This window comes from Chryseobacterium sp. StRB126, from assembly GCF_000829375.1.
Lineage (GTDB): Bacteria > Bacteroidota > Bacteroidia > Flavobacteriales > Weeksellaceae > Chryseobacterium.
Genome location: NZ_AP014624.1, coordinates 1,151,112 through 1,174,103 on the forward strand (window position 1 = coordinate 1,151,112; position 22,992 = coordinate 1,174,103).

A 22,992-nucleotide genomic window follows, 5' to 3' on the forward strand; every position below is an offset into this window, starting at 1 on the left:
CAATGTTGAATTTTGTATCAATTATCAATTATCAATTATCAATTATCAATTATCAATTATCAATTATCAATTATCAATTATCAATTAAAAGCAACTAACTCCCATAACCAGACAAGGACTGTAAGAAAAATCTACAGTCCTTGCTTGTTTAGGTTATTAATGTATTAGCGATAAAATCAGGTACTAGAGCATAATGTGATAATTTCATGCTGATGGAAGCTCTTCCGCTGGCCAATGTTCTAAGATCAGAAATATATCCAAACGTAGAAGCCAATGGAACCTCCGCTGCAAAAATCTTTCTTCCTGATTTTTCATCAATAGAAGTGATAATTCCTCTTCTTTTGTTGATATCAGAAGTAATGGCACCGGTGTACTCCTCAATACTCTGAATTTCTATCTGCATAATAGGTTCCAGAAGCTTAGGAATACATTTGCCGGCTGCAGCTTTAAATCCATCTCTAGCTGCAATCTCAAAATCCAGTGCTGCAGAATCCTGAGCATGGAATGATCCGTCCAAAAGAGTAATTTTCATACTTTCTAAAGGATACCCTTTTAATGGGCCTTGTTGCATAGCTTCTTTAAAGCCTTTTTCAACAGAAGGAATACATTCACTAGGAATAACCCCTCCTTTAATCATATTGACGAATTCCAATCCATGTTCGTTATCATTTCTAGGCCCTATTTCAAAACTGATATCCGCAAACTGCCCGCTTCCGCCGTTTTGTTTGGAAAGTTTCTCTCTATGGAGCTTTGTTTCCGTTAAAATCTCCCTGTAGGAAACCTTAGGTTTTCCTTGGTTAATCTCAATACCATGATTCAGTCGGATTTTTTCCAAAGTAACTTCCAGATGAAGCTCACCAAGCCCACTCAATAAAGTTTCCCCGGTTTGTGGGTCTCTCTCAATCACTAAGGAAGGATCTTCTTCCTGAATTTTGGCCAGCACCAATCCGAAGTTTTTCTCATCACCATTGGTTTTTGGCTCAATTGAAACTCTGATAACTGGCGCAGGAATCGTAATCGCTTCCAGTAATACAGGTTTTTCTACAGAAGATAAAGAGTCTCCGGTTTTGGCATCCTTTATTCCTGTTAATGCAACAATATCACCTGCTTTACCTTCTTCAACGGATAAAGTTTTATCGGACTGCATCTTTAAAATCCTAGAAATTCTGAAACCTTCTCCGGTTCTCACATTCAGTACAGAATCTCCGGATTTTATCTTTCCGGAATAGATACGAAGCATGGCAAGTCTTCCGATATGTTTATCAATAATGACTTTGAAAACCAGCCCTGAAAACGTTTCCGTTTCATTTCTTCCCAATTCAATGGTTTTCTCTGTTTGCGGATCTTTTCCTTGTATATCAGCAAGTTGATCCGGAGCTGGAAGATAAGTAACCACAGCATCCAGAAGCGGCTGAATACCTTTATTCTTAAATGCAGAGCCACAGAGAACAGGAACGGCAGCACCTGATCTACAGATCTCCTGTATCGCTTTAACCATCATCTCATTATTGATTTCATGTTCTGTATTCATGAAAGTTTCAAAGAAATCTTCATTATATTCAGCAAGAGTTTCCTGTAACTTTATTCTGTATTCGTCAGCTTCGGCCTTATAATTCATTGGAATTTCCTTTTCGATGATGGTTTCTCCATTTTCATCTGTCCAGTATAAAGCTTTCTGTTGTACCAGATCAATTACACCTTCAAAATTGTCCTCAGCTCCAATAGGAATCTGAAGAGCAAGGGGAACAGCATTCAGTTTAGTTCTGATCTCTTCAAGAACAGCAAAGAAATCAGCTCCTATTCTATCCATTTTATTGATGAAACATATCTTTGAAGTTCCATGCTTTTCAGCCTGGAACCAAACGTTTTCAGTTTGTGGCTGCACTCCGGATGAAGCACAGAAAACAGCAACTACACTGTCCAGAACTCTTAGTGAACGTTCTACTTCCACAGCAAAATCAATATGCCCTGGAGTATCAATAATGTTGATATGATATACCGTATTATCCTTTTTCCATTGGGTTGAAACCGCAGCAGATGAAATGGTAATCCCTCTGTTTTTTTCCTGAATATCTTTATCCATGGTTGTATTTCCGTCATCTACATTTCCAATTTTATGAATAAGCCCTGTATAATAAAGAAGCCTTTCTGATAAAGTTGTTTTTCCTGCATCTACGTGTGCTATAATCCCTATGTTTCTTGTGTTGTTTTTCATTTTTGTTTAATTTAAATTGTTGATTTTAAACTTCTGTTGGAAAAGCTGAGAGGAAAAAAAGCCACAAAGAATACCCCAGATTAATGAATGTATTAAACAGGTAGTTGAAAAGAATAATCTTATATGTGGTAATGTTTTTCGAAGCCCGCTTTAACAGATAACAGAAGTTTCTGAATTGTTAAAGGCTGAAAATAGGGCAGCAAAAAAGACCTATCCGAATAGACAGGTCTTTTATTATATTTTTTAGTAATAAAGATCTATAGAACTATTCAGATAAATATTGAGTGCTGCCAAAGAACACAGCTCTGACAGGGTTACTTAAAGTTATAATATTTATCATTTTTGTTGACATTGTTGATTTTTAATCGGTTGCGAAATTATAATTTTTTTTTCATTTCCAAAGAATTTTTCAAAATATTTTTTTCAAAGTAAAAGTTAAACACTCTTTTGTATGAAGAAACCAACTGGTATGAATTCCTCCTCAAATCATAAAATATCTTAAAACAGAGTAGTAAAGGTATGCAGTAATGATAAAAATTTTATCTTTGGGAAGAATAGAGAATTAAGCACTTTTTGATGATTAATAAATTTTAAATCTTTTTCAAGAAGCTAAATAAAACTTTTAACTTAAAACATATTGAAAACAGATATCGACATTCATAACCACTGTCATTTTTCTTTTGACTTGTGGCTCACCTTAATCAAATCTCACCCTGAATTTAAAACAAAAAGAGTTGAGCTATTCTCCTCGTTTTTTAATGTGGACGCATCCATAGGGGTGGTTGCAAGAACCGTAAAATATTATGATGATCTTTGCAATACCATTAACGAAGTTACAGGGGGAAATATAGATACTTTTGAGATCTATCTGATGATTTTGGGGGCTTTGAATGTAGATGTAAAGCTTTTAAATAAAGAAAAACTGAATGAGTTTTATGTAAAAAGCGAAGAATTGTTTTTAGAGTATAAACCTGTTATCATTTTTGAAAATATTCATGATTTTTTTGATGATATTAAAAGTCAGGGAAAAACCATTAACATTCTTAGCAATACAGGATTTATCAAAGGAAAAACGATGAGAAAGTTTCTGATTCATGAAAATCTGGATCAATATATCGATTTCCATATTTATTCCGATGAAATCAACTGTTCAAAACCGAACCCGCTTATTTTTCAGGAAGTGAAGAACAAAATTAAAAATCAGGATCTTCCAATGCACGAGATTTTACATATTGGTGATAATCCTGTGGCAGATTATAAAGGAGCTACAGACTTTGGGTTCAGCGCATATCTACTTAAACACTAACCATAAACATGAACAAGAGATACAGCTTACATCACATTCATTCCGCGGATGAGTTCACCTTCTCACCTGCAGAATACAGCTATTTCAAGTATGGCGATAAGTCGTATGCTGAAAAATTTGCAAAAGAATTATTCGATGGATTTATTTCTGAAAACGAGGAACTTTTAAATACGGATAGAGAGATCGTAGTGCTTCCAAGCCCTTATATGGCAATTCCTACAGCATCCAATTTTTTATGTTTTTACTTTAAAAAACATCTGGATTATTATCTGTTCCAAAAAGAAAAAAAATCGAGTATTTTATCTAAAATCAATAGAAATCATACCTATATAACAGATTATGGAAACCTTAATTTTGAGGATCGTAAAAATCTGATTGCCAATGATACTTATTATATTGATAAAGACTTTTTAAGAGGAAAACTTTGTATTTTTATAGACGATATAAAAATTACAGGAAGTCATGAATATACTGTCAACAGGATCCTGAATGAATATAATGTGGAAGCAGACTTTATGTTCCTGTATTATGCAGAACTGATGAACTTTGATCTAGACCCTACAATTGAAAACTTTTTCAATTATTATGCAGTGAAAAACGTAAAACACATTGCAGAAGTTATGAATAAGTCCTGTTTTCAGTTCAATACAAGGATTGTAAAATATATTTTAGGCTTAGATTCAAGTAATTTTGACTATCTTACGTCTAAAGTAAAAAAAGGACAGATGGATCTTCTGCTGGAGCTTGCCATCAGTAACAATTATCATTTAATAAAAGAATATAAAAATAACATCAATACTTTAACACAAACGGAATTATATTATGGCTATTAACTTACAAAAAGGACAAAGAGAAAACATCAACGCACCTAAATTCACTGTAGGTTTAGGATGGGATATTAATAATGCTTCTACAGGAACTGCATTTGACCTTGACGCTTCTTTATTTTTACTAGGAGATGATAAGAAATTAGTTTCAGATAATCACTTTATTTTTTATAACAATACTGAATCTCCGGATAAAGCAGTAATTCACACAGGGGATAACCTTACAGGAGAAGGATCAGGTGATGACGAGCAGATCAAGATCGATCTTACAAAAATTGATGATGCGGTAAAGGAAATTACGGTTGTAGTAACCATCCACGATGCAGATTCAAGAAGACAGAACTTTGGACAGGTAAGGAATTCTTTCATCAGAATTTTCAATACAGATACGAATGAAGAGATCTTAAAATATGAATTGGATGAAGATTTCTCAATTGAAACAGCCGTGGAATTCGGAAGAATCTACAACAGAAATGGGGAATGGAAATTTGAGGCAGTAGGAGCAGGACAGAGAGACGGCCTTGAGAAATTTGTATCAATTTATCAGAAATAATCATGGATAATCAAGAAAATCAACCTATAGATCCACTAGGATCAATTGAACCTCTTAGAACATTTGAGCCTACGCCGATGGTTCCACCAACACCGGCTCAACCTGTTCAAAATGCAGCGCCGGCGGTGCTTGTAGACAGAGAAGGGAACGTAAATCTGACTCAGTTACAGTCAGAAGAACGTCAGAAGTACGAAGTTTTAGCAAACTCTATTGATGAAGCTAATCCGGGATCTATTGTAAATTTTGGAGCAGAACTTCAGAAAACGTTAACCAATCAGAGTGACAGCTTCTTAGGAAATGTGAGAAGATCAAACTCAGGAGAAGTTGGCGGATTGATCAATGACCTTTTAGTAGAGCTAAACTACGTAGATGTAGAGGAGCTTAACGGAAATAAAGTAAAAAGCTTCCTGAGCAAATTACCATTCATGAAGAAGGTAATCACCCAGGTAGAAAACCTGTTTGCTAAGTATGACAAGATCATCAACAATATTGAGCAGATCTCTTACAAAGTAAATGCAGGTATCATTACTTCTACAAAAGATAATGCTGTTCTTCAGACGATTTTTGAAAGCAATGTAAATTCTATCAAGCAAATTGAAGATCTTGTTATTGCAGGAAATATCAGAATGGAAAGAGCCGCTGTTGAGTTAGCTCAGATGGAAGCCAGTCCTCAGAATTTCCAGGACTATCAGATTGCAGATAAGAGAGACTTCATTGCAAGATTAGACAGAAGAATGGCTGATCTTAAAGTGGTACGTGTGATTATGATGCAGTCACTTCCACAGATCAGATTGGTTCAGAATAATAACGTTTCTATTGCTGAAAAAGCACAGACAATTCTTACGACTACACTTCCTGTATGGAAAAATCAACTTTCACTTGCCGTTGCGATGTACAGACAACAGCAGAATATTGAGATCCAGCAGAAAGTATCTGCTACTACAGAAGAGATCTTAAGAAAGAATGCAGAACGTCTTGGTCAGAATTCAATTAACGTGGCGAGAGCCAATGAGCAGACGATTGTATCTGTAGAAACATTGAGAGAAACAACTTCAATGTTGATCAATACATTAAATGAAGTGAAACAAATCCAGAAACAGGGAGCTGACAACAGAAGAAAACTGGATCAGGATCTTCAGACATTGGAGCATGAATTGAAAGCGAATGTCAGAGGTTAATTTATAGGATACTACGGTGGGGGAAGATGCAGCAACCATATTGTCACAGAGCAAAAGAAGGTTAACAAGGCTTAAACTTCTGGCTAATTTTTTTGAACATATTGATATAATATCCATTTACATCAAAACAGATATTATCCACAATCTGTTCCAGGAAAATACGGCTCTTGATTACAATAAACTGGAACTTTTCCACCTGCAATATACCGATAGCCTCATAGAACTTTTGACGAAGATAAAAAGACAGAAGGAAAATGATATGCTGGCGGTCCTTAATGAAATTGACATCAACAAAAAATATATTTCAGGTTTTGAAGAAAGGCAGGCAGATAGTTTTCAGACCGATAGGAAAATGTACAGCGGTATATTTTCACAACATCTGAAAGCTCTGTACAAAGACCTTACAGAAGATGTTTTCACAGCCAACTGGGATAATGTACTGTATTTTCATAAAAAGTATGCGAAAGAATTCTACAGGTTGGAAGCAGATGAATCTCTGCTGAAAGCTGAGTCTTTTCCGGCATATCAGTACAAAGATTATTCTATTGAAAGGAAACTGTTGGGAAGGCTGAACATACAGGGATTTAAGGTCCGTTTTGTCTGTGGCTATGCTATCGGGACTCATGAATATGAACTTTTCAAGATCTTTCAGTCTGATGATTATTTTATTTTCAGTGTAGATGATAAAAAGCTTTATCTTTTCGACAAGGAACTGGATAAGCTGGATGTTTCTGAAAACCAATCCAATCAGAGTATCATTATCGACCAGCTTAAGAATAAAAACGAAGAGCTGGAGAATACGATGAATGAAAGAAAACGCAACTTACCCCCCGAGGTAGAAGGTGTCTTGAAAGATTATATCCGAAACCTCGAAAATATAGATATTATGAGCAAGATATTTGCCTTTGATGAAGAAACAAATATTCTGCGGGCAATGCTTAATTTGAACCTGAATAATCAATAAAACGGAATTTGAAACAAGCGGATAAGCGTATTTGCTTTTCGCCAAAAATGTAAATAATAACTAAACATACAAAGATGGCTATCAACTTACAAAAAGGTCAGAGAATTAACCTTAAAAAAGAAAACGGAGCTGAGCTTTCTCAAGCCTGTGTAGGAATCAACTGGGGAGCAATTGAAAAAAAAGGACTTTTCGGAACTAAAAAAGAAGCAGTAGACTTAGACGGAAGCTGTATTTTATATGATTCAAACAAAAATGTTACTGAAGTAGTTTATTTCGGGAACCTGAAATCTAAAAACGGTTCTGTAAGACACAGTGGAGACGACCTTACCGGTGACGTAAATGGAGATGACGGATTGGATAACGAAGTGATTACGGTAGATTTCAGTAACCTTGAACCTAACGTAGATCACGTGGCAATGGTACTAAACAGTTATAAAGGTCAGGATTTCGGAACCATCCCTTTTGCTTCTATCCGTATCTATGAAGGAACACCAACCAATGTAAAAGAGGTTTTTGCTAAATATGATATAGCTAACGATGCTTCTTTCAGAGGCCATGTTGCTATGGTATTGGGCGTTTTCTACAGAAGAAACGGTGAATGGAAATTCAACGCGATTGGAGATCCTACAGCGGACAGAAAGCTGGAGCAGACGATCCAAACTGTACAGATGAATTATTTATAATCATTTATACATCAAAATGTAAATAAAATAGCAATATTTGTACTTTGTACATCTATTGCTTTTATCATATAATAACATAACTAAAGTGGAACATCAAAGTATTTTAGAACTGCACCCGGGATTGGTCTGGGGATTTGCGATAACAGTTGTTATCATGCTGCTCCTGGATTTAGGAGTATTCAATAAAAAAAGTCATGAAGTCTCATCCAAAGAAGCGACCATCTGGTCAATTGTGTGGATCTCACTTTCCATGATCTTTTCAGGTGTTGTGTATTGGGTTTTCAATACAGACGGAACACCGGAAAGTCATGCTGTAGCGGTAGAGAAATTTACACAGTATCAGGCTGCCTACTGGATTGAAAAAGCCCTTTCTGTGGATAACTTATTCGTATTTATCCTTGTTTTCGGTTTCTTTAAAGTTCCGAAATACCTTCATCATAAAGTGTTGTTTTGGGGGATTATCGGAGCATTGATATTCAGAGCGATATTTATCTTTGCAGGAGTAGGACTTATTAACCTTACTTATCTTCCTGAAATGAATATTTTCGGAAAAGCAGTACAGATCAACATAGTAATGGCCTTATTCGGATTATTCCTTGTGTATGCAGGAATCAAATCATGGGGTGATGGTGGCGATGATGACGATGAAGATTACAGCAATACAGCAGGAGCAAGACTGATCAAAAGTTTCTGGAAAGTTTCTGATAATTACGATGGAGACAAGTTCTTCACCATTCAGAACGGGATCAAAATGGCAACACCACTATTAGTAGTAGTGGGAGTTATTGAGTTTACAGACGTTCTTTTCGCAGTAGATTCCATTCCGGCGATCTTTGCGATTTCAAACGACCCGTTTATTCTGTATACATCAAATATCTTTGCAATTTTAGGTCTTAGATCATTATATTTCCTATTGGCGAACTTTATCCATATGTTCAGCAAACTTCCTTATGGGTTGGCGATTATCCTGTCATTCATTGGAGTTAAAATGCTTATTGCACCATGGATTCACATTCCTTCCCCAGTTTCATTAGGAATTGTTGGTGGAGTATTGGTTATTTCCGTTCTTTTATCCGTTATCTTCCCTGAAAAAGAGGATGAGGAAAAAGATAAGCTGGAAGAGTAATACACATTACGATATATAAATGGCCCCCGAGAGTTAATCTTGGGGGCTTTTTTGTGAAGGAAGGGAAAGCAAGATGGATGCTGGAAGGCGGAAGTACTTGTAGACGAAATAAAGAATCATCTGCATTGTAATGAGATTATCATTATAAGAATGTAAATAGTTAAGCTGAGTTGGGGATAAGACATTTCTGTTTTTAGTAAGTAAGGAAGCCTGGAGCTGGGAGAGGGAAGTGAGTTGAGGCTAAAAAAGCAGTTACAACCCTGTAATGTATTATTCCTTTAAAGACAGCTTCATCAAATTTTATGCAATGTCAGAAATTGTAGTTCCGATAGTCACTTCCAACCTCTCTCTTCCGGCTTACAGCCTAGTTATCCTTAATTTTATGATCCCGAACTCAGGTTATTTATCTATAAAACTAACTGTACTTCCAGCTTCATTCTTCCAGCTTCCCTCCAAAAAAAAACAAAATAGACAGACAAGTTTGTCTATTTTGTTTTTTTCTTCTATCTTTGTCTTACAAAATAAAGTCAATATGAAGTCTCCAAGAGAAAGAATTGTAGAAACAACATTTGATCTGTTTGCAAAACAGGGATATAATTCTACAGGAATCAACCAGATTATTTCTGACGCAGGAGTGGCCAAAGCAAGCTTTTATCTTCATTTTAAGTCCAAAGAAGACTTATGTGTGGAGTTTCTGAATGTAAGACATGAATACTGGTTCAATGAGCTTCATTCTTTTACAGCCTGGTCAGCAGACCTCAGTTCAAAGATTATTGGTGCTTTTGATTTTCTGATGTATATGAATGAAAAAGAGAACTTCAGAGGTTGCAGTTTCCTGAATATTTTATCAGAAATTCCAATAGATAATGTTAAAATCCTAAATGTAATCCAGTCTCATAAAGCTGATCTTAGAAATTATTTTCTGGAATTACTGAAAGATGATGCTCTTTCTGATCATATCTATATGCTTTTTGAAAGCAGCATTATAGAAAGTCAGCTTTTTAAATCGAATGAACTGATTTTGAAATCAAAAAAAATAGTCAACCATTTAATCCCTTAAACAATGGAACAGAAACATCCGCTTCCGCCTTTCACCCTTGAAACGGCAAAGCAAAAAATTCAAATGGCAGAAGATGCCTGGAACAGTCAGGATCCTGAAAAAGTATCCAAAGCTTATACGATAGACAGCGAATGGAGAAACAGAGATACATTCGTCAATGGAAGAGAAGAAATTGTTGTGTTTCTTCAGAAGAAATGGGAAAAAGAACTCAATTATAAGCTTAAGAAAGAATATTGGGCACACACCGATAACCGCATTGCGGTTCGTTTTGAATATGAATACCAGACCAAAGAAGGCCATTGGTTCAGAGCTTATGGAAACGAAAACTGGGAGTTTGATGAAAACGGATTAATGACTAAAAGATATGCTAGTATTAATGATCTCGCTATAAAAGAAGACGACCGAAAATTCAGATAAATAGATAAAGACTGTTGTTTATACAATAGTCTTTTTTGTTTTTTGAAATATGTGGATAGAGGTAAATATTCATTTTGTTTTTAGCTTAAATACCACTATGGTTAGTGAGAGAGTAGACCCTTATGAAAATGTATGGTTTTTGTGGGGGGAAATCAGGGATGTAGTAAAGGTAAAAAAAACTATATTTGTGCCGTATTTTGATGTATGAATTTCTATTTCAACTGTCTTTCCATTCATATAAATACTTAAAAATGTAAGATTGTGTGCATTTTTATAAGTTTTTAGAGCTCATGATTCTACCGTTCAAACTTTACCATTAACCTTTCAATTGTCAAGAGTGTTTTGATACTTTATAATTGAAAGCGAAAGGATAATGTTAATGTTAATCTAGCGAGTACTTTATTAATGTTTAACCATATTAAAACTATTAACTTATGAAAAAATGTTTTATTTTATTTATTTCAGTCTTTACTTTACTTTGTTATGCTCAAGTAGGGATTAATACAGGAGAGCCGAATTTAAAAGCAGGATTACACATTTCTGAACGGAAAATTCCCTTAAGTCCCAATATTCCTGATGCTTTTAATGGGATAATTATACAACGTTATACAACTCAGGAAAGGAACATCCATTTTACCAACCTTACCGCAACAGAAGACGGACTTACTATATTTAATAAAGATACTCAATGCTATAATTTTTGGAGCGGGACGCAATTAAAGTGGTTAAATCTTTGCGGAACTCCAGATCCTGCAGAGTTTACCCTAAGTAGCTGTGATCTGCCAACCCGGGTATCAGGAAGTTATAGGGCGCAGTCTGTGCTTAATTCAACCAATACTTATACTTTGTCTGTAAATGTAGCAGTAACTGGAACATATAATATACAGATCAACACAACTAACGGATATTATTTTACGAAGTCCGGAGTATTTACCTCTACAGGGGTTCAGGCCATTAGATTAGATGGAGTTGGTATTCCAACGAATCCAGGAACGGATTCTGTGACATTAAATATAAACGGTGTGGATGTAAATACTTGCCCACTGCCCAGTATTAATGTTTCCCAAGCGCAAACCTCTTTTGATATGGATTGTAATAATGCGGTTGTACATGGAGAATATCAGGCTAAAATTGCACTGGATGGATCCAATTATATTGATATACCAGTGACTGCCGTTTATACATCAGGTTCAACTACTGTAACGACTACTTCAGCTAATGGTATTTATTTTTCATCTGGAAATATTGTGATTAACAATACGACAACAAGTATCCGCTTATATGGATATCAGACTCCAGGGGCTATGGGAACCAATGTTTATCAGTTTGTAAGTCCGGGCAATAATATAACCTGCAGTGTGGCTGTAGAGGTAAAGAGTTCAAGCGGTACGTTTAAAAATCCTGTTGCAAGATGTACTGATATTCTTAACGAAAATGCAAATGCACAAGATGGATTTTATTGGTTAAAAGGTGCCAGTGCCAAATTTAAAACGTATTGTGATATGAGTAATGGTGGATGGACATTGGTGAAATCCTTATCAGAAAGACAGATTCTGGTTATAGAAAAAACTCAAAGTGAGTCTCTTGCTACCCAAATACAAAGGAACCCGGTTACGACTGAAGATGGAATATTTAATGAATATAGCTTTTCATTGCTTCCATATGTGGTTAGTAATATTGGCGGCTCAAGTGGCTCGATAAGAGAATATCGTTTTACTATTAAGGAAAAAGGACCTGCTACACACCCTTCTTCTGCAGGAGTAACTGCTCAGAGTGTTGAAAGTGGTACAACTGCTCCGGTAAATGATGTATGGACACCTAATAATTATTGGGATGTTGTAATAACTGATGGAAATCCGTCAAGCAGTGATTATAGTAGTAATGGATATACATCAGCAGGTAAACTTTTTGGTTTTCCTTGGGGGAAACCCCAGCTAGGAGTTAATGGCACTAATTATTTCTTTAATAATGTGCCGTTTGTAGTAGTTCCTCCGGGAATGTACAGCCAGGCAGGATTTTTTACAGGATTTTATGGCGCTTTAGGATATGCAGGGGCTAATAATGCAAGTTCTAATTTAACATATACCTCAAGTAATGGAAGTTCAGCAACATTCAATAAATATTATATCAATGATTTGTTTGGATTATATATGAATACCGAATACCAGCTGAACCATCATATTGGTACTTGTGCTAACAGTACTGATAACTATGGCGGAGCAAGTTACTGTATCAATGGATGGGCAAACTGGAGACCTCATGGCTTCAATATGAATCCATCTAATCAACCTGAGGGAAGAATAATTCAGTATTGGGTAAAATAGAAAGGATAATATAGGCTATTAAAAATTAGATAAATTTTAAATAAAGGCTGCTATCTTAGCAGTCTTTATATTATATAAGGAATTATGAGAAAAGAAAATTTGAATATTGTACCTTAAATTAAATGCAAAATAAAAATGTCAAAAAAGATTTCATTAGCCATTTTGTGTACTATTTTACATCTTTGCCATGCAGTAGCTTATTGATTTTTCTTCTGGTCTGTACAGAGACTTTATAAGCTCCATCCCGTAATTTCTGGATCTTACCAACCGGATGAAAAATGACCTTACTTTCAAAAGGATTGAATGAAAGCAGTTCATTACTGCAATCACGAGGATCCAGTAAAGAATTTTTCTCTATTTTAACCTCACCAATTTTAATGTATGGCGAATTTTTCCACTCCACATTCAGCTTATTAATGGGTTGGTCCTTAATATTATAGCAAAGCTGAATCAAAACATCAGCGGTAAAATCATTCTTCTGAAGATAATTCCTTAAAGCCTTTTTCATGTTTTGTTTCTTATCCATATTCTTATTAACGGATTTGGGGCTCAACTTTATCTTCATCATATAATCTCCCAAACGGTAAGCTCCTACAGAATGATAATCAAAAGAGAGAATGAAATCATTTCTCTTACTGAACAACTTTATTGTATTTCTGATAAATGAACCTGTACAAACAGATGGGATTATTTTAATCATTTGCGTAAGCAGAGAAAATAAACTGCTCCATTTATTGATATAAGAAAGATTGATGGCTGTAAACAGTTTTAAAAAGGTAGAAACAGAGTTAACAGGAAACAGCGGAAAGTTTACCAACGGATAATTGGAAAGCAGATTATTGTTTTCATCCCTGATCTGCACGGCAAAGCCATAAGCCGGAATATCCCTTTTTGAATTTTGAATTTTGAACTGTGCGTTGGAAAGTCTTATAAACAAATCAAATTTTTCTTTATCAAAAAAAGGTTTGAGAAATTCAGGAATATTGGGGTCTACCAAGAAGATTCCTTTTGAGACTGCATAAGTCTTTGCATGGGCATTTCTGGTAGCATAATTAACGTCACTTATGGAAGAGGATTGCTCAACAAAATCGGCAATCGTTTTTTTATTGATTTCCAGAAGTTTTTTTTCCTCTTCATTAAGCTCGTCAAACTTCTTGTTATATAGTATCGGATTTGGCATTTAGTTTTAAAATTCAAGTATAACGCCAAGTTTCGGAATTTGTGTTAAGGAAATATTACAATTATTTGAATTTTATGGAAGTTTGATGCAGGAAGTTTGATGCAGGAAGTTTCTGAGTATACCATTTTTAATGATCTTTTTTTTAACTTATTGATTATTAGTGCTTAATTAATATAGTAAAGAATGAATAAAAAAGAAAATGCCTGACAGTGAAATACTCGGTTTTTGAACTTCCACCCTCGTGCTTCCATCTTCCAAGCCTAAAAAAGCCTTATCTTTGCAAAAAATTATAATATGGGAGTAGCAGATTTGTTATTTAAACGTAAAAAAGAATTGGCTGAAAAGAACCTTAATGACGGCAAAGAGTACATGGAAGAGTATGGTAAGAGAGAAAGTGTTGTTCAATTACCAAGCGGCTTACAATATGAAATTATTACGGAAGGGGATGGGGCAAAGCCGGGACCTAAATCTACTGTAAAATGCCACTACCACGGAACTACTATTTCCGGTAAGGTTTTCGACAGTTCTGTAAAAAGAGGAACTCCGGCATCTTTCCCACTGAACAGAGTGATTTCAGGATGGACAGAAGCTCTTCAGTTAATGACGGTAGGAAGTAAGTGGAGACTGATTATTCCACCGCATTTAGCATACGGAGATCAGGAGATCAGCAAAGAAATTGGACCAAACAGTACTCTTGTTTTTGAAGTAGAATTACTGGGTATTAAATAATCCGGCTTAAAAATAAATTAAAAATTTACCTGATTTCAGGTAAATTTTTTTATTTGTACTATATTCGTATTGATGAATTATATTGAAACTGATTGATGATTTCTGACAATGATTCAGTTATGACACAAAAATTGGGCTGAATGAAAAAAATATTTTACCTCTTTATCGTTTTCGGTTTGTTGACTTCTTGTGTTTCCAAGAAGAATCAGCTTATTCAACAAAACATACTTACTTTGAAGGATAGCTATTGTAAGGCTCCTTTCAAGTATAATTATAGCAATAAAGTCCCTTCCTACAATTCGGATTCTATTTTAGCAGCCAATAAAGAGCTGAAGGAAATGTTTTCTGACCAGAGTATTTTGATTTTAAATGCATTGGATAACCTGGATGAGGTTCATGAGATTATGGACCTTAAAAAGGATTCATCGCTGGCTTCTCAGGTTAAAGTTTTGCAGCTAAAAACTAAAATCAACAGTAAAATTACCATTGCGCTTACAGAATTGGATGCTGTAGCAGCAGAATTTGATTGCGAGGGCGAAAGAGTAGCCCAGATTGGAAACTATGTAGATAACCTCAATTCTTCCAGAAATAATAAACTCATTCTATATTCTATTATCACAGGAGCGGCAGCTTCCATTGCCGGAGGAATTGTTGGAGATCAGGGCTGGAGCAATGCCATTGATATCGGTGGAGGGGTTTTGGGAGCAGGTTTCGGTTTGGCAACTCTTAATCCGAAAGGGAAAAAGGTAGAATTTATTCACCAAAGAAACCTTCTTAGAGATATCTGGAAAGGGAAATTAGAATCCCCGAACTTCCCGCCATTTATCTGGTATATGTATACCGAAAAGAAATTTTCCAATAGGGAAGAACGTTCCATTATTGGAAATATGAAAGAAAGATGGCTGCATTATCAGTTTGATGATGATACAGAAGCTGCAGATCAGTCCGTTATTTTCAAAGATGGCGGATATTACAGGGCAGACGACCTTCATAACCGTGCAGCTATGCTTAATCAGATGCAATCGGCAACACGAACCATCAATCAGAACATTAATTATTTACTGCTGGATCTGGATAAATTAATCCTTTAGGAAAAATTAATTGTAATAAATTTTGTTACAATTAAAATTTGTTTATCTTTGCAGAGTAATTACAATGAATAACACAAGATTTGCTACGGCAATACATATCATGACCTTATTGGCGAAAAGTCCTCAGGAGTGGCTCACTTCTGACTGGGTTGCGGGTAGTATCAATGTAAATCCTGTCATTGTACGTAAAGAGATCAGTGTCTTGAGAGAAGCAGGCTTAATTATCAGCAGACAAGGAAAAGATGGTGGAAGCCAGCTTGCAAAAGAGGCAGGAAACATTACTATTTCTGAGATTTACAGATCAGTAAAAAATACAGAAGTATTAGGAAAGAAAAATCAGAATCCCAATCCTGCGTGTAGCGTAGGAAAAGAAATTAACAGTCATTTAAATACATTATTTGAAGAGACAGATCAGTTGGTAAGTCAGTTTTTAGGAGATAAATCTTTGCAGGAATTCGCAGATCAGTTCGAATAAAAATTTTTTACCTTTAAATGTAACAAAATTTATTACAATTTAATTAAACAAATAAAACAGTATGAAAAAAGTAGCAGTAATTGGTGCAACCGGATTTGTAGGAGCACACATCGTAACAGAATTAGCTGATAGAGGATATGCAGTGGAAGCTTTAGTAAGAGACGCATCAAAAGTAAAAACACAGGAAAACGTAACGGCAAAAAGCGTTGATGTAAACAATGTAGCAGAATTAGCAGAAGCTTTAAAAGGAAGTGATGCCGTAATCAGTGCTTTTAATGCAGGGTGGACAAACCCCAATCTTTACAATGACTTTTTGAATGGTTCTGAAAATATTGAAAAAGCAGTATCAGAATCAGGAGTAAAAAGACTGATCGTAGTAGGAGGAGCAGGAAGCCTTTATACACCAGATAATGTTCAGATTGTAGATACCCCGGACTTTCCGGATGCTTACAAACCGGGAGCCACCGCCGCAAGAGATTATTTAAACAAAATCAAAGAAAATAATACACTAGACTGGACATTCTTCAGCCCTGCCATAGAAATGAATCAGGCTAACGTAGGAACAAGAACTGGAAAGTACAGAACATCATTGGAAACTCCTGTATTTGATGAAAACGGAAGAAGCCAACTCTCAGTAGAAGATGTAGCCGTAGTATTAGTGGATGAGCTGGAGCAGAACAACCATATTCGTGAACGTTTTACAGCAGCTTATTAATGTAAAAAGAACAAAAATGTTAAAAAGAAAATTATTATCATTAATCACTATTTTAGGTTTCATAAGCATATTTGCGGGGAACCTGAAGGTTAAAGTTTATAATCCCGGAACCAAGGCTATTTTCCCCATTACTTCTACCATTATTTATGGAGATAAGGATGCTATACTTATTGATGCACAGTTTCAAAAGCAATATGCAGAACAGTTGGTAAAAGAAATTAAAGCAACCGGAAAAAATCTGAAAACAGTTTTTATCTCTCACAGTGATCCGGATTTTTATTTTGGATTAGATGTGATTAAAAAAGCATTTCCTAATGTAAGAATTATTTCTACAGCACAAACGGCTTATCTTATTTCCGCTTCAAAGGATGATAAACTGGCTGTTTGGAAACCACAGTTGAAAGCAGATGCGCCATCAGAAATCATCACTCCGGAAGCAGTAACTGCTGTTCCTGATCTTGAAGGAAATAAAATTGAGATCAGACAGAATCCTGAAGATTCTGCTCACAGTTTTCTTTGGATTCCGTCTATTAAAACTGTTGCAGGAGGAATTTCAGTATCCATAGATTCACATCTTTGGATGGCAGATACTCAGAATGTAAAAGCCATTGACCAATGGATTGGACAAATTGATGCGATGAAATCTTTAAAACCAGAACAGGTAGTTCCATCACATTTTGCAAAACAATCTTTATCTCCGGCATCTCTTGACTTTGTAAAAGGTTATCTTGAAAATTATAAGAAAGCCGTTACTGAAAATAAAACTACATCTGCAATCGTAGATTTTATGGTAAAGAAATACCCTAATCTTCCCGGAAAAGATGAGTTAGAAATGGGTGTAAAGGTTTTCCTTGGAGAAATGGCTTGGGATTTAAAATCACCATATCCAGCAATCGGCCAAAAGGTAGAAGTTGATTTTGGAGCGGTAAAATTCCTTTTGGATTTTAAAGACAATAAAACAATGACGTTCACAGGACTAACAGGAAGTTCAAAAGACAGTACTGATACTGTAGAATATACTGCTGTTGAGGTAGCGAAGAATGTTTTTATGGTCTATTGGCATGAACCTAACTTAGGTTTTAATGTAACCCATATTCAGGATTACAACAAAAACATAGTGTATTCTAATATTGCAGGACCAGACGGTACATTCACTCACCCGAAAGGAACTCTTAAGATTTTAAAATAAAAGAACAGCTGCCCATTGGCGGCTGTTTTTTTATAGCATAATAAATTAAGGTAAAGTATCCTCAAAGCTTCATCCAATCAGCTTGCTGACTCTTTGTTAAATAAGAAGGATCTTAGAACGTTGTGTTAAAATAATTTCCCACAGACTTCACAAATTACGCAGATCTATCAGTGTGAGAATTATATTTGTGATATTATTAGTATTCTTTGTGTTTTAAAAAAAGTCTTTCATAGATATGTAAAAGAAAAATCTGCATAATCTGCAAGATCAGCGAGAGCATAAAAAAATTACAAAATCTATCTTTTGAAGCCAAAAAAAGCTGCCTTATTAGAGACAGCTTTCATTTATAGATTCATAAACAACCTCGGATTTACCGGAGTGTTGTTTTTATGTACTTCATAATGAAGATGAGGCCCGGTAGATCGTCCGGAGTTTCCGGATTTAGCAATCACCTGACCTACCTTTACTTTATCATTCACTTTAGAAACAAGTTGTGATAAATGTCCGTAAAGTGTTGCCAGTCCGTTTCCGTGAGAAACAATGACACAATTTCCATAACCACCTTTCTGCCCTGAGAAAATAACCGTTCCGGCAGCGGCAGCTCTTACCTCAGAACCAAATGCAACAGCAATATCCAATCCTTTATGGAATTGCATCTGATCTGCTTCCGCTGGAGGATTATTTTTTTCCATTGGCGCAGCTTTAGAAGTAGTGTTTCCTGCAACAGCTTTTGTAGCAGGAGCTGAAGCAGCGGGTGCAGAAGCTACAGGAGCTGCTTTTGGGGTTACCATCACTTTAACTTCTCTTTTATTTCCATAGCTGTCTGTTAATTCCACTATTTTTTCCACAGGTTCAGCCTTCACTTCCGGTTTTGGAGCGGCTGCAGCAACAGGTTTAGCTTCTGTAGCAGCGCTTGATTTTACCGAAGCAAAAACAGTTTTAAAGGGAATAGGATTTTTTCTGATACCGAAATTAGATGAAATATATCCGTCTGTAGGCATTCCCAATGGAACCTGCATCAGTTTTTTCTGTAGGTCCATCAGATACTGGCTGTATCGGTTGGCTTGTTTGGAAAGATAAATAGAATTGGCAATACTGTCCTGATCAAGCATCATTAGCTTTTCATTGGAGATGTCCTTAGACTTCAGGAAAGAGTTCAGTTGGGCAATTGTCTGATCTACAAGAGTAAGATCAGTTTTCATTTTCAGATAATCTACACTGTCTTTTTCAGTGTTTATTTTTACGAGGTTCACTTCATAATTTTTGTCATCCTTCTCTGAGAAAAGTTTGGCAATGAAGATACCTTGCGCAAAAACTACTAATAAAAGTCCTCCCAGGAGAATGTTTACGTTCTTCTTGCTGTTTAGAAATTTTTTCATATTTCTTCTCTTAGAATAGTTAAAACGGTTTTAAGACTGCAAATTTAATTAAAAATAAGTTTTGTTGGTTATTCTTAACTAAAACTCAGTTTTTTCTGTATCTAACGCTTAATTGCATATTTAATTGTGCTGAAGCATTATTTTTTCAGAAAGTGGTTTTTTATCATGCCTTAAAGTATACTGTTAAATCTTTGTTTAATATATTTGCAGTTCACATTCCAATTATGGCTAAAAAGAAAATTATTTCAGAATCTTCGAATCCAAAAAAGACTAAAAAGGATGTTTCTGTAGGAGTAGTAGGAAGCGGAAGTTTTGCCACTGCTATCGTAAAAATGCTTGTTGAAAATTGTAAAGTTGTGCACTGGTGCGTAAGAAGTGAGTTTGTAAAAGGAGCTATTGAGCTTCGTGGACATAACCCGACGTATCTTACTGCTGCTCATTTTAACCTGAAGAGTTTAAAGTTGACCACAGATATTAATGAACTGGTTTCTGCCTGCGATGTTATTGTTTTGGCAACACCTTCCATTTACCTGTCCGATACTTTGGATAAGATGACTTGTGATTATTCAGATAAAATCTTTGTTTCTGCAATTAAAGGAATTATTCCTAAAGTGAATGATGTGGTAGCACATTATCTGCGTGATGAGTTTAAAATCGGTTTCAGAAATCAGGCTGTTATTGCAGGACCTTGTCATGCTGAAGAGGTGGCGATGGAAAGACTTTCTTACCTTACCATAGCTACCGTAGAAGATGAAACTGCAAAAAAACTTGAAGGCGTTTTCAGTTCAGATTTTATTAAGGTACAAACCAGTAAAGATATTTTAGGAAATGAGTACAGTGCTATTCTTAAAAATATTTTTGCCATCGGAGCCGGAATTGCAAGTGGATTAGGATATGGTGATAACTTCACGGCCGTTTTTGTATCCAATGCGATCCGTGAAATGGAAATTTTTCTGGAAGCAATTTATGAAGCTCCAAGAGATGTAAATGAAAGTGCATATCTGGGAGACCTATTGGTAACCGCATATTCACTGTTTTCAAGAAACAGAAACCTTGGTAACCTTATTGGAAAAGGATATACCGTAAAATCTGCGATTCAATCGATGAACATGGTGGCGGAAGGATATTATGCTGCTCAGTCTATCTACAAAACATCCAAACAGAAAAATTTGAAATTACCAATTATTGATACTGTGTATGCAATTCTTTATGAAGGTAAAAATGCTGAAAAACAGTTTAAAAAGTTAACTGCAAAATTGAATTAAAAGCAATTTTAAAATATGTAAGCTCCGTTATACATCTGTATGACGGAGTTTTTTGTTTTTAACGCAGCGTTCGCAAAGATTTTGAAATAAAGCATAATGAAAATACATCTTAGCGCTTTTCGTGTTTATAAAATCACTTTGTCGGATGAAGTGACTTAAATTTGAAATCCGATGGTTTTGATAAATCAAATAAACAAAATAAATTGATACTTTCCATGATATAGGGTTGTGTAATTCATAAGTGTTTTTAGAGCAAAAATTAACGTGTTAAAATCGTTAAACGCGTTTCTCTTTTTAAAACTTTTCCCGAAATTTGAACTAAAATTTAAAATTATGTCACAATCGCTTACAAGCAGAACACCGAAACCTAAATACGACGTTGTACTGATAGGGGGCGGAATCATGAGCGCCACTTTAGCCACGCTGCTTCATGAATTTGATCCAACACTTGAAATTGCCATCTTCGAAAGACTAGGAAGGTTTGCCAAAGAAAGTACAGCAGCTTGGAACAACGCCGGAACAGGGCACTCCGCATTTTGTGAGCTAAATTATACACCGGAAAATCCGGATGGTAGCATTGATATCAAGAAAGCTGAAAGTATTGCAGAACAATTTGAAATCTCAAAGCAATTCTGGGCATATTTATTAACGAAAGGATATATTCAGGATCCAAAGGATTTCATCAATGCTTGTCCACACATGAGTTTGGTATTTGGAGAAAAAGATGCTGAATATCTTAAAAAACGTCATGATAAAATGACTGAATCTGTTCTGTTCTCCGGAATGGAATTTTCAACAGATCATGATAAGCTGAGAGAATGGATTCCATTGGTAATGAGCAAAAGAAACAAGTCTGAAATAATGGCGGCTACCAAAATGGATATGGGAACAGATGTAAACTTCGGAACATTAACCAGAAAAATGGGAAGACATCTTTTGGAAGATTCAAAAGTTGAAGTATTCCTGTATCATGAAGTGAAAGATATCAGCCCTAAAGAAGATGGTAAGTGGGAAATGAAAGTGAAGGACCGAATCCATAACCACAAACAGGAAGTGAATGCTGATTTCGTATTCATTGGTGCGGGCGGATATGCACTTCCGTTATTGGATAGTTCTGATATTAAAGAGAGTGAAGGGTATGGAGGATTCCCGGTTTCCGGACAATGGCTGGTAACGCATAATCAGGAATTGGTAGAGAAGCACCATGCTAAAGTATATACACAAGCAACAGTGGATGCTCCGCCAATGTCTGTTCCACACCTTGATCTTAGAATTATTGATGGGCAGAAGGCTCTTCTTTTCGGACCCTTCGCAGGGTTTTCAACAAAATTCCTGAAAGAAGGAAGTTATCTGGATTTACCGGAAAGTGTGAATACCAAAAATTTAAAATCTTTATTTGGAGCTTGGTGGCATAACCTTCCTCTGACTAAATACCTTATTCAGCAGGTAGCGATGACGAAATCTCAAAGAATGCAGCATTTAAGAGAATTTATCAAGGATGCTAAAGAAGAAGATTGGGAATTGAAAGTAGCGGGTCAAAGAGTTCAGATTATTAAGAAAGATGATAAGCTAGGTGGTAAACTGGAGTTCGGAACTGAAGTAGTAGTGAATAAAAATGGGACCATAGCGTCTTTATTGGGAGCTTCACCGGGTGCATCCACAGCTGTACCGGCAATGCTTAATGTTCTTGAAAAGTGTTTCCCTGAGAAACTAAATGGAGAATGGAAGGCTAAATTGCTGGAAATGGTTCCGTCATACGGACAAAAACTAGCAGAGAATCCTGAGCTTACTGAAAAAGTAAGAGAGTATACCAAGGAAAAACTGGAATTAGAATACTAAATATTAATAATGAGCAATGAATAACAAGCAATCCAAAAGCATTATTCATTGCTCATCACTTATTACTTTTAAAAGGTGGAAGAAATAGTTATAAAGCCGGTTATTGCAAAAGAACTCCTGGAGTCTCTTCAAACAAAGATAGAAGAAGAGAAACAGGTAATTGTACACTGTTGCTTTCCTGCATCCCCATTTCTAGGGAACTTAATCAGGATCTGGCATTCAACCTATCTTTTTGATAACCAGTCTGAGCATAGAAGTAAGATGATTCATGCAGAGAATATTTCAATTTCTCCTTATTGGACGCCTGTTCCATTCATGCAGGATTTTTGGTTTACACTTATATTTTCAGGGCTGCCGAAAGACTGTAAAAGTTTCGATCTTAAAGAAGTTATTCCTGAAGAGGGAGGTTTCTTTGTAGAATCTATTAAAAGGAATTCCTCAGATGTTTATCGTGTGAAAATATCAGAATCTTATTAG

At 35.7% G+C, this 22,992-nt stretch carries 21 protein-coding genes; 18 read left to right on the forward strand and 3 right to left on the reverse strand.

Annotation, left to right across the window (positions count from 1 at the left end; genetic code table 11):
• Positions 1-148 precede the first annotated feature (148 nt).
• Positions 149-2,215, reverse strand: a complete 2,067-nt coding sequence (gene fusA / locus CHSO_RS05045) for an elongation factor G (RefSeq protein WP_045493078.1) — start codon at positions 2,213-2,215, stop codon at positions 149-151.
• A gap of 637 nt (positions 2,216-2,852) precedes the next feature.
• On the opposite strand from fusA, the gene CHSO_RS05050 reads away from it, so the two are divergent.
• From CHSO_RS05050 to CHSO_RS05095, 10 genes are all read left to right on the forward strand, one after another.
• Positions 2,853-3,521 (forward strand): HAD family hydrolase, encoded by a 669-nt coding sequence (locus CHSO_RS05050; protein WP_045493081.1) that lies wholly within the window; start codon positions 2,853-2,855, stop codon positions 3,519-3,521.
• Between the two features lie 8 nt (positions 3,522-3,529).
• A complete protein-coding gene (locus tag CHSO_RS05055) occupies positions 3,530-4,354 on the forward strand; it encodes a phosphoribosyltransferase family protein (protein WP_045493084.1) in 825 nt (274 codons plus the stop codon).
• Positions 4,344-4,901, forward strand: coding sequence for a TerD family protein (locus CHSO_RS05060; protein WP_045493086.1), 558 nt, complete (start codon positions 4,344-4,346; stop codon positions 4,899-4,901). The genes CHSO_RS05055 and CHSO_RS05060 overlap by 11 nt, the downstream gene beginning before the upstream one ends.
• Positions 4,902-4,903: 2 nt before the next feature.
• Entirely contained in the window at positions 4,904-6,079 is a 1,176-nt protein-coding gene (locus CHSO_RS05065) for a toxic anion resistance protein (protein ID WP_171817602.1), read from the forward strand.
• 16 nt (positions 6,080-6,095) lie between these two features.
• Positions 6,096-7,043 (forward strand): hypothetical protein, encoded by a 948-nt coding sequence (locus tag CHSO_RS05070; protein WP_052480488.1) that lies wholly within the window; start codon positions 6,096-6,098, stop codon positions 7,041-7,043.
• Between the two features lie 74 nt (positions 7,044-7,117).
• Positions 7,118-7,726 (forward strand): TerD family protein, encoded by a 609-nt coding sequence (locus tag CHSO_RS05075; RefSeq protein ID WP_045493089.1) that lies wholly within the window; start codon positions 7,118-7,120, stop codon positions 7,724-7,726.
• 85 nt (positions 7,727-7,811) lie between these two features.
• On the forward strand, positions 7,812-8,852 hold the full coding sequence (locus tag CHSO_RS05080) for a TerC/Alx family metal homeostasis membrane protein (RefSeq protein ID WP_045501922.1): 1,041 nt from the start codon (positions 7,812-7,814) through the stop codon (positions 8,850-8,852).
• A gap of 532 nt (positions 8,853-9,384) precedes the next feature.
• On the forward strand, positions 9,385-9,912 hold the full coding sequence (locus CHSO_RS05085) for a TetR/AcrR family transcriptional regulator (protein ID WP_045501925.1): 528 nt from the start codon (positions 9,385-9,387) through the stop codon (positions 9,910-9,912).
• Between the two features lie 3 nt (positions 9,913-9,915).
• Complete coding sequence (locus CHSO_RS05090; RefSeq protein ID WP_045493092.1) at positions 9,916-10,329, forward strand: DUF1348 family protein; 414 nt, start codon at positions 9,916-9,918, stop codon at positions 10,327-10,329.
• 434 nt (positions 10,330-10,763) lie between these two features.
• Positions 10,764-12,653 carry a fibrinogen-like YCDxxxxGGGW domain-containing protein gene (locus CHSO_RS05095; protein WP_045493094.1) on the forward strand — a complete coding sequence of 630 codons (1,890 nt, stop codon included), beginning with the start codon at positions 10,764-10,766 and terminating at the stop codon, positions 12,651-12,653.
• A 169-nt stretch (positions 12,654-12,822) separates the two neighbouring features.
• Here the strand turns inward: CHSO_RS05095 and CHSO_RS05100 are convergent, their stop codons facing one another.
• A complete protein-coding gene (locus tag CHSO_RS05100; protein WP_045493097.1) occupies positions 12,823-13,833 on the reverse strand; it encodes a catalase in 1,011 nt (336 codons plus the stop codon).
• A gap of 294 nt (positions 13,834-14,127) precedes the next feature.
• On the opposite strand from CHSO_RS05100, the gene CHSO_RS05105 reads away from it, so the two are divergent.
• The 5 genes from CHSO_RS05105 (at position 14,128) to CHSO_RS05125 (ending at position 18,032) form a co-directional block, all read left to right on the forward strand.
• Positions 14,128-14,562: an FKBP-type peptidyl-prolyl cis-trans isomerase gene (locus CHSO_RS05105; protein WP_052480489.1), complete on the forward strand. Its 435-nt coding sequence runs from the start codon at positions 14,128-14,130 to the stop codon at positions 14,560-14,562.
• Positions 14,563-14,702: 140 nt separating this feature from the next.
• A complete protein-coding gene (locus CHSO_RS05110) occupies positions 14,703-15,653 on the forward strand; it encodes a hypothetical protein (RefSeq protein ID WP_045493101.1) in 951 nt (316 codons plus the stop codon).
• Between the two features lie 64 nt (positions 15,654-15,717).
• Complete coding sequence (locus CHSO_RS05115; protein WP_045493104.1) at positions 15,718-16,128, forward strand: Rrf2 family transcriptional regulator; 411 nt, start codon at positions 15,718-15,720, stop codon at positions 16,126-16,128.
• Between the two features lie 61 nt (positions 16,129-16,189).
• Entirely contained in the window at positions 16,190-16,843 is a 654-nt protein-coding gene (locus CHSO_RS05120) for an NAD(P)-dependent oxidoreductase (RefSeq protein WP_045493107.1), read from the forward strand.
• A gap of 16 nt (positions 16,844-16,859) precedes the next feature.
• Positions 16,860-18,032, forward strand: coding sequence for an MBL fold metallo-hydrolase (locus CHSO_RS05125; protein ID WP_045493110.1), 1,173 nt, complete (start codon positions 16,860-16,862; stop codon positions 18,030-18,032).
• A gap of 344 nt (positions 18,033-18,376) precedes the next feature.
• Here CHSO_RS05125 and CHSO_RS05130 read toward each other — a convergent pair whose 3' ends face one another.
• The gene (locus CHSO_RS05130; RefSeq protein ID WP_045493113.1) at positions 18,377-19,411 is read right to left on the reverse strand and encodes a M23 family metallopeptidase; all 1,035 of its coding nucleotides are present in this window, start codon (positions 19,409-19,411) and stop codon (positions 18,377-18,379) included.
• 224 nt (positions 19,412-19,635) lie between these two features.
• Between CHSO_RS05130 and CHSO_RS05135 the strand changes: the two genes are divergently transcribed.
• From CHSO_RS05135 to CHSO_RS05145, 3 genes are all read left to right on the forward strand, one after another.
• The gene (locus CHSO_RS05135; protein WP_045493115.1) at positions 19,636-20,676 is read left to right on the forward strand and encodes an NAD(P)H-dependent glycerol-3-phosphate dehydrogenase; all 1,041 of its coding nucleotides are present in this window, start codon (positions 19,636-19,638) and stop codon (positions 20,674-20,676) included.
• Between the two features lie 333 nt (positions 20,677-21,009).
• On the forward strand, positions 21,010-22,515 hold the full coding sequence (mqo, locus tag CHSO_RS05140) for a malate dehydrogenase (quinone) (protein ID WP_045493117.1): 1,506 nt from the start codon (positions 21,010-21,012) through the stop codon (positions 22,513-22,515).
• Positions 22,516-22,590: 75 nt separating this feature from the next.
• A complete protein-coding gene (locus CHSO_RS05145; protein ID WP_045493119.1) occupies positions 22,591-22,992 on the forward strand; it encodes a hypothetical protein in 402 nt (133 codons plus the stop codon).

What these genes read in the sequence shown, in the direction of transcription:
- fusA (WP_045493078.1), bottom strand. Translation starts at nt 2,215, where the DNA reads ATGAAAAACAACACAAGAAACATAGGGATTATAGCACACGTAGATGCA.
- CHSO_RS05055 (WP_045493084.1), top strand. Translation starts at nt 3,530, where the DNA reads ATGAACAAGAGATACAGCTTACATCACATTCATTCCGCGGATGAGTTC.
- CHSO_RS05060 (WP_045493086.1), top strand. Translation starts at nt 4,344, where the DNA reads ATGGCTATTAACTTACAAAAAGGACAAAGAGAAAACATCAACGCACCT.
- CHSO_RS05065 (WP_171817602.1), top strand. Translation starts at nt 4,904, where the DNA reads ATGGATAATCAAGAAAATCAACCTATAGATCCACTAGGATCAATTGAA.
- CHSO_RS05075 (WP_045493089.1), top strand. Translation starts at nt 7,118, where the DNA reads ATGGCTATCAACTTACAAAAAGGTCAGAGAATTAACCTTAAAAAAGAA.
- CHSO_RS05085 (WP_045501925.1), top strand. Translation starts at nt 9,385, where the DNA reads ATGAAGTCTCCAAGAGAAAGAATTGTAGAAACAACATTTGATCTGTTT.
- CHSO_RS05090 (WP_045493092.1), top strand. Translation starts at nt 9,916, where the DNA reads ATGGAACAGAAACATCCGCTTCCGCCTTTCACCCTTGAAACGGCAAAG.
- CHSO_RS05095 (WP_045493094.1), top strand. Translation starts at nt 10,764, where the DNA reads ATGAAAAAATGTTTTATTTTATTTATTTCAGTCTTTACTTTACTTTGT.
- CHSO_RS05100 (WP_045493097.1), bottom strand. Translation starts at nt 13,833, where the DNA reads ATGCCAAATCCGATACTATATAACAAGAAGTTTGACGAGCTTAATGAA.
- CHSO_RS05105 (WP_052480489.1), top strand. Translation starts at nt 14,128, where the DNA reads ATGGGAGTAGCAGATTTGTTATTTAAACGTAAAAAAGAATTGGCTGAA.
- CHSO_RS05110 (WP_045493101.1), top strand. Translation starts at nt 14,703, where the DNA reads ATGAAAAAAATATTTTACCTCTTTATCGTTTTCGGTTTGTTGACTTCT.
- CHSO_RS05115 (WP_045493104.1), top strand. Translation starts at nt 15,718, where the DNA reads ATGAATAACACAAGATTTGCTACGGCAATACATATCATGACCTTATTG.
- CHSO_RS05120 (WP_045493107.1), top strand. Translation starts at nt 16,190, where the DNA reads ATGAAAAAAGTAGCAGTAATTGGTGCAACCGGATTTGTAGGAGCACAC.
- CHSO_RS05125 (WP_045493110.1), top strand. Translation starts at nt 16,860, where the DNA reads ATGTTAAAAAGAAAATTATTATCATTAATCACTATTTTAGGTTTCATA.
- CHSO_RS05130 (WP_045493113.1), bottom strand. Translation starts at nt 19,411, where the DNA reads ATGAAAAAATTTCTAAACAGCAAGAAGAACGTAAACATTCTCCTGGGA.
- CHSO_RS05135 (WP_045493115.1), top strand. Translation starts at nt 19,636, where the DNA reads ATGGCTAAAAAGAAAATTATTTCAGAATCTTCGAATCCAAAAAAGACT.
- mqo (WP_045493117.1), top strand. Translation starts at nt 21,010, where the DNA reads ATGTCACAATCGCTTACAAGCAGAACACCGAAACCTAAATACGACGTT.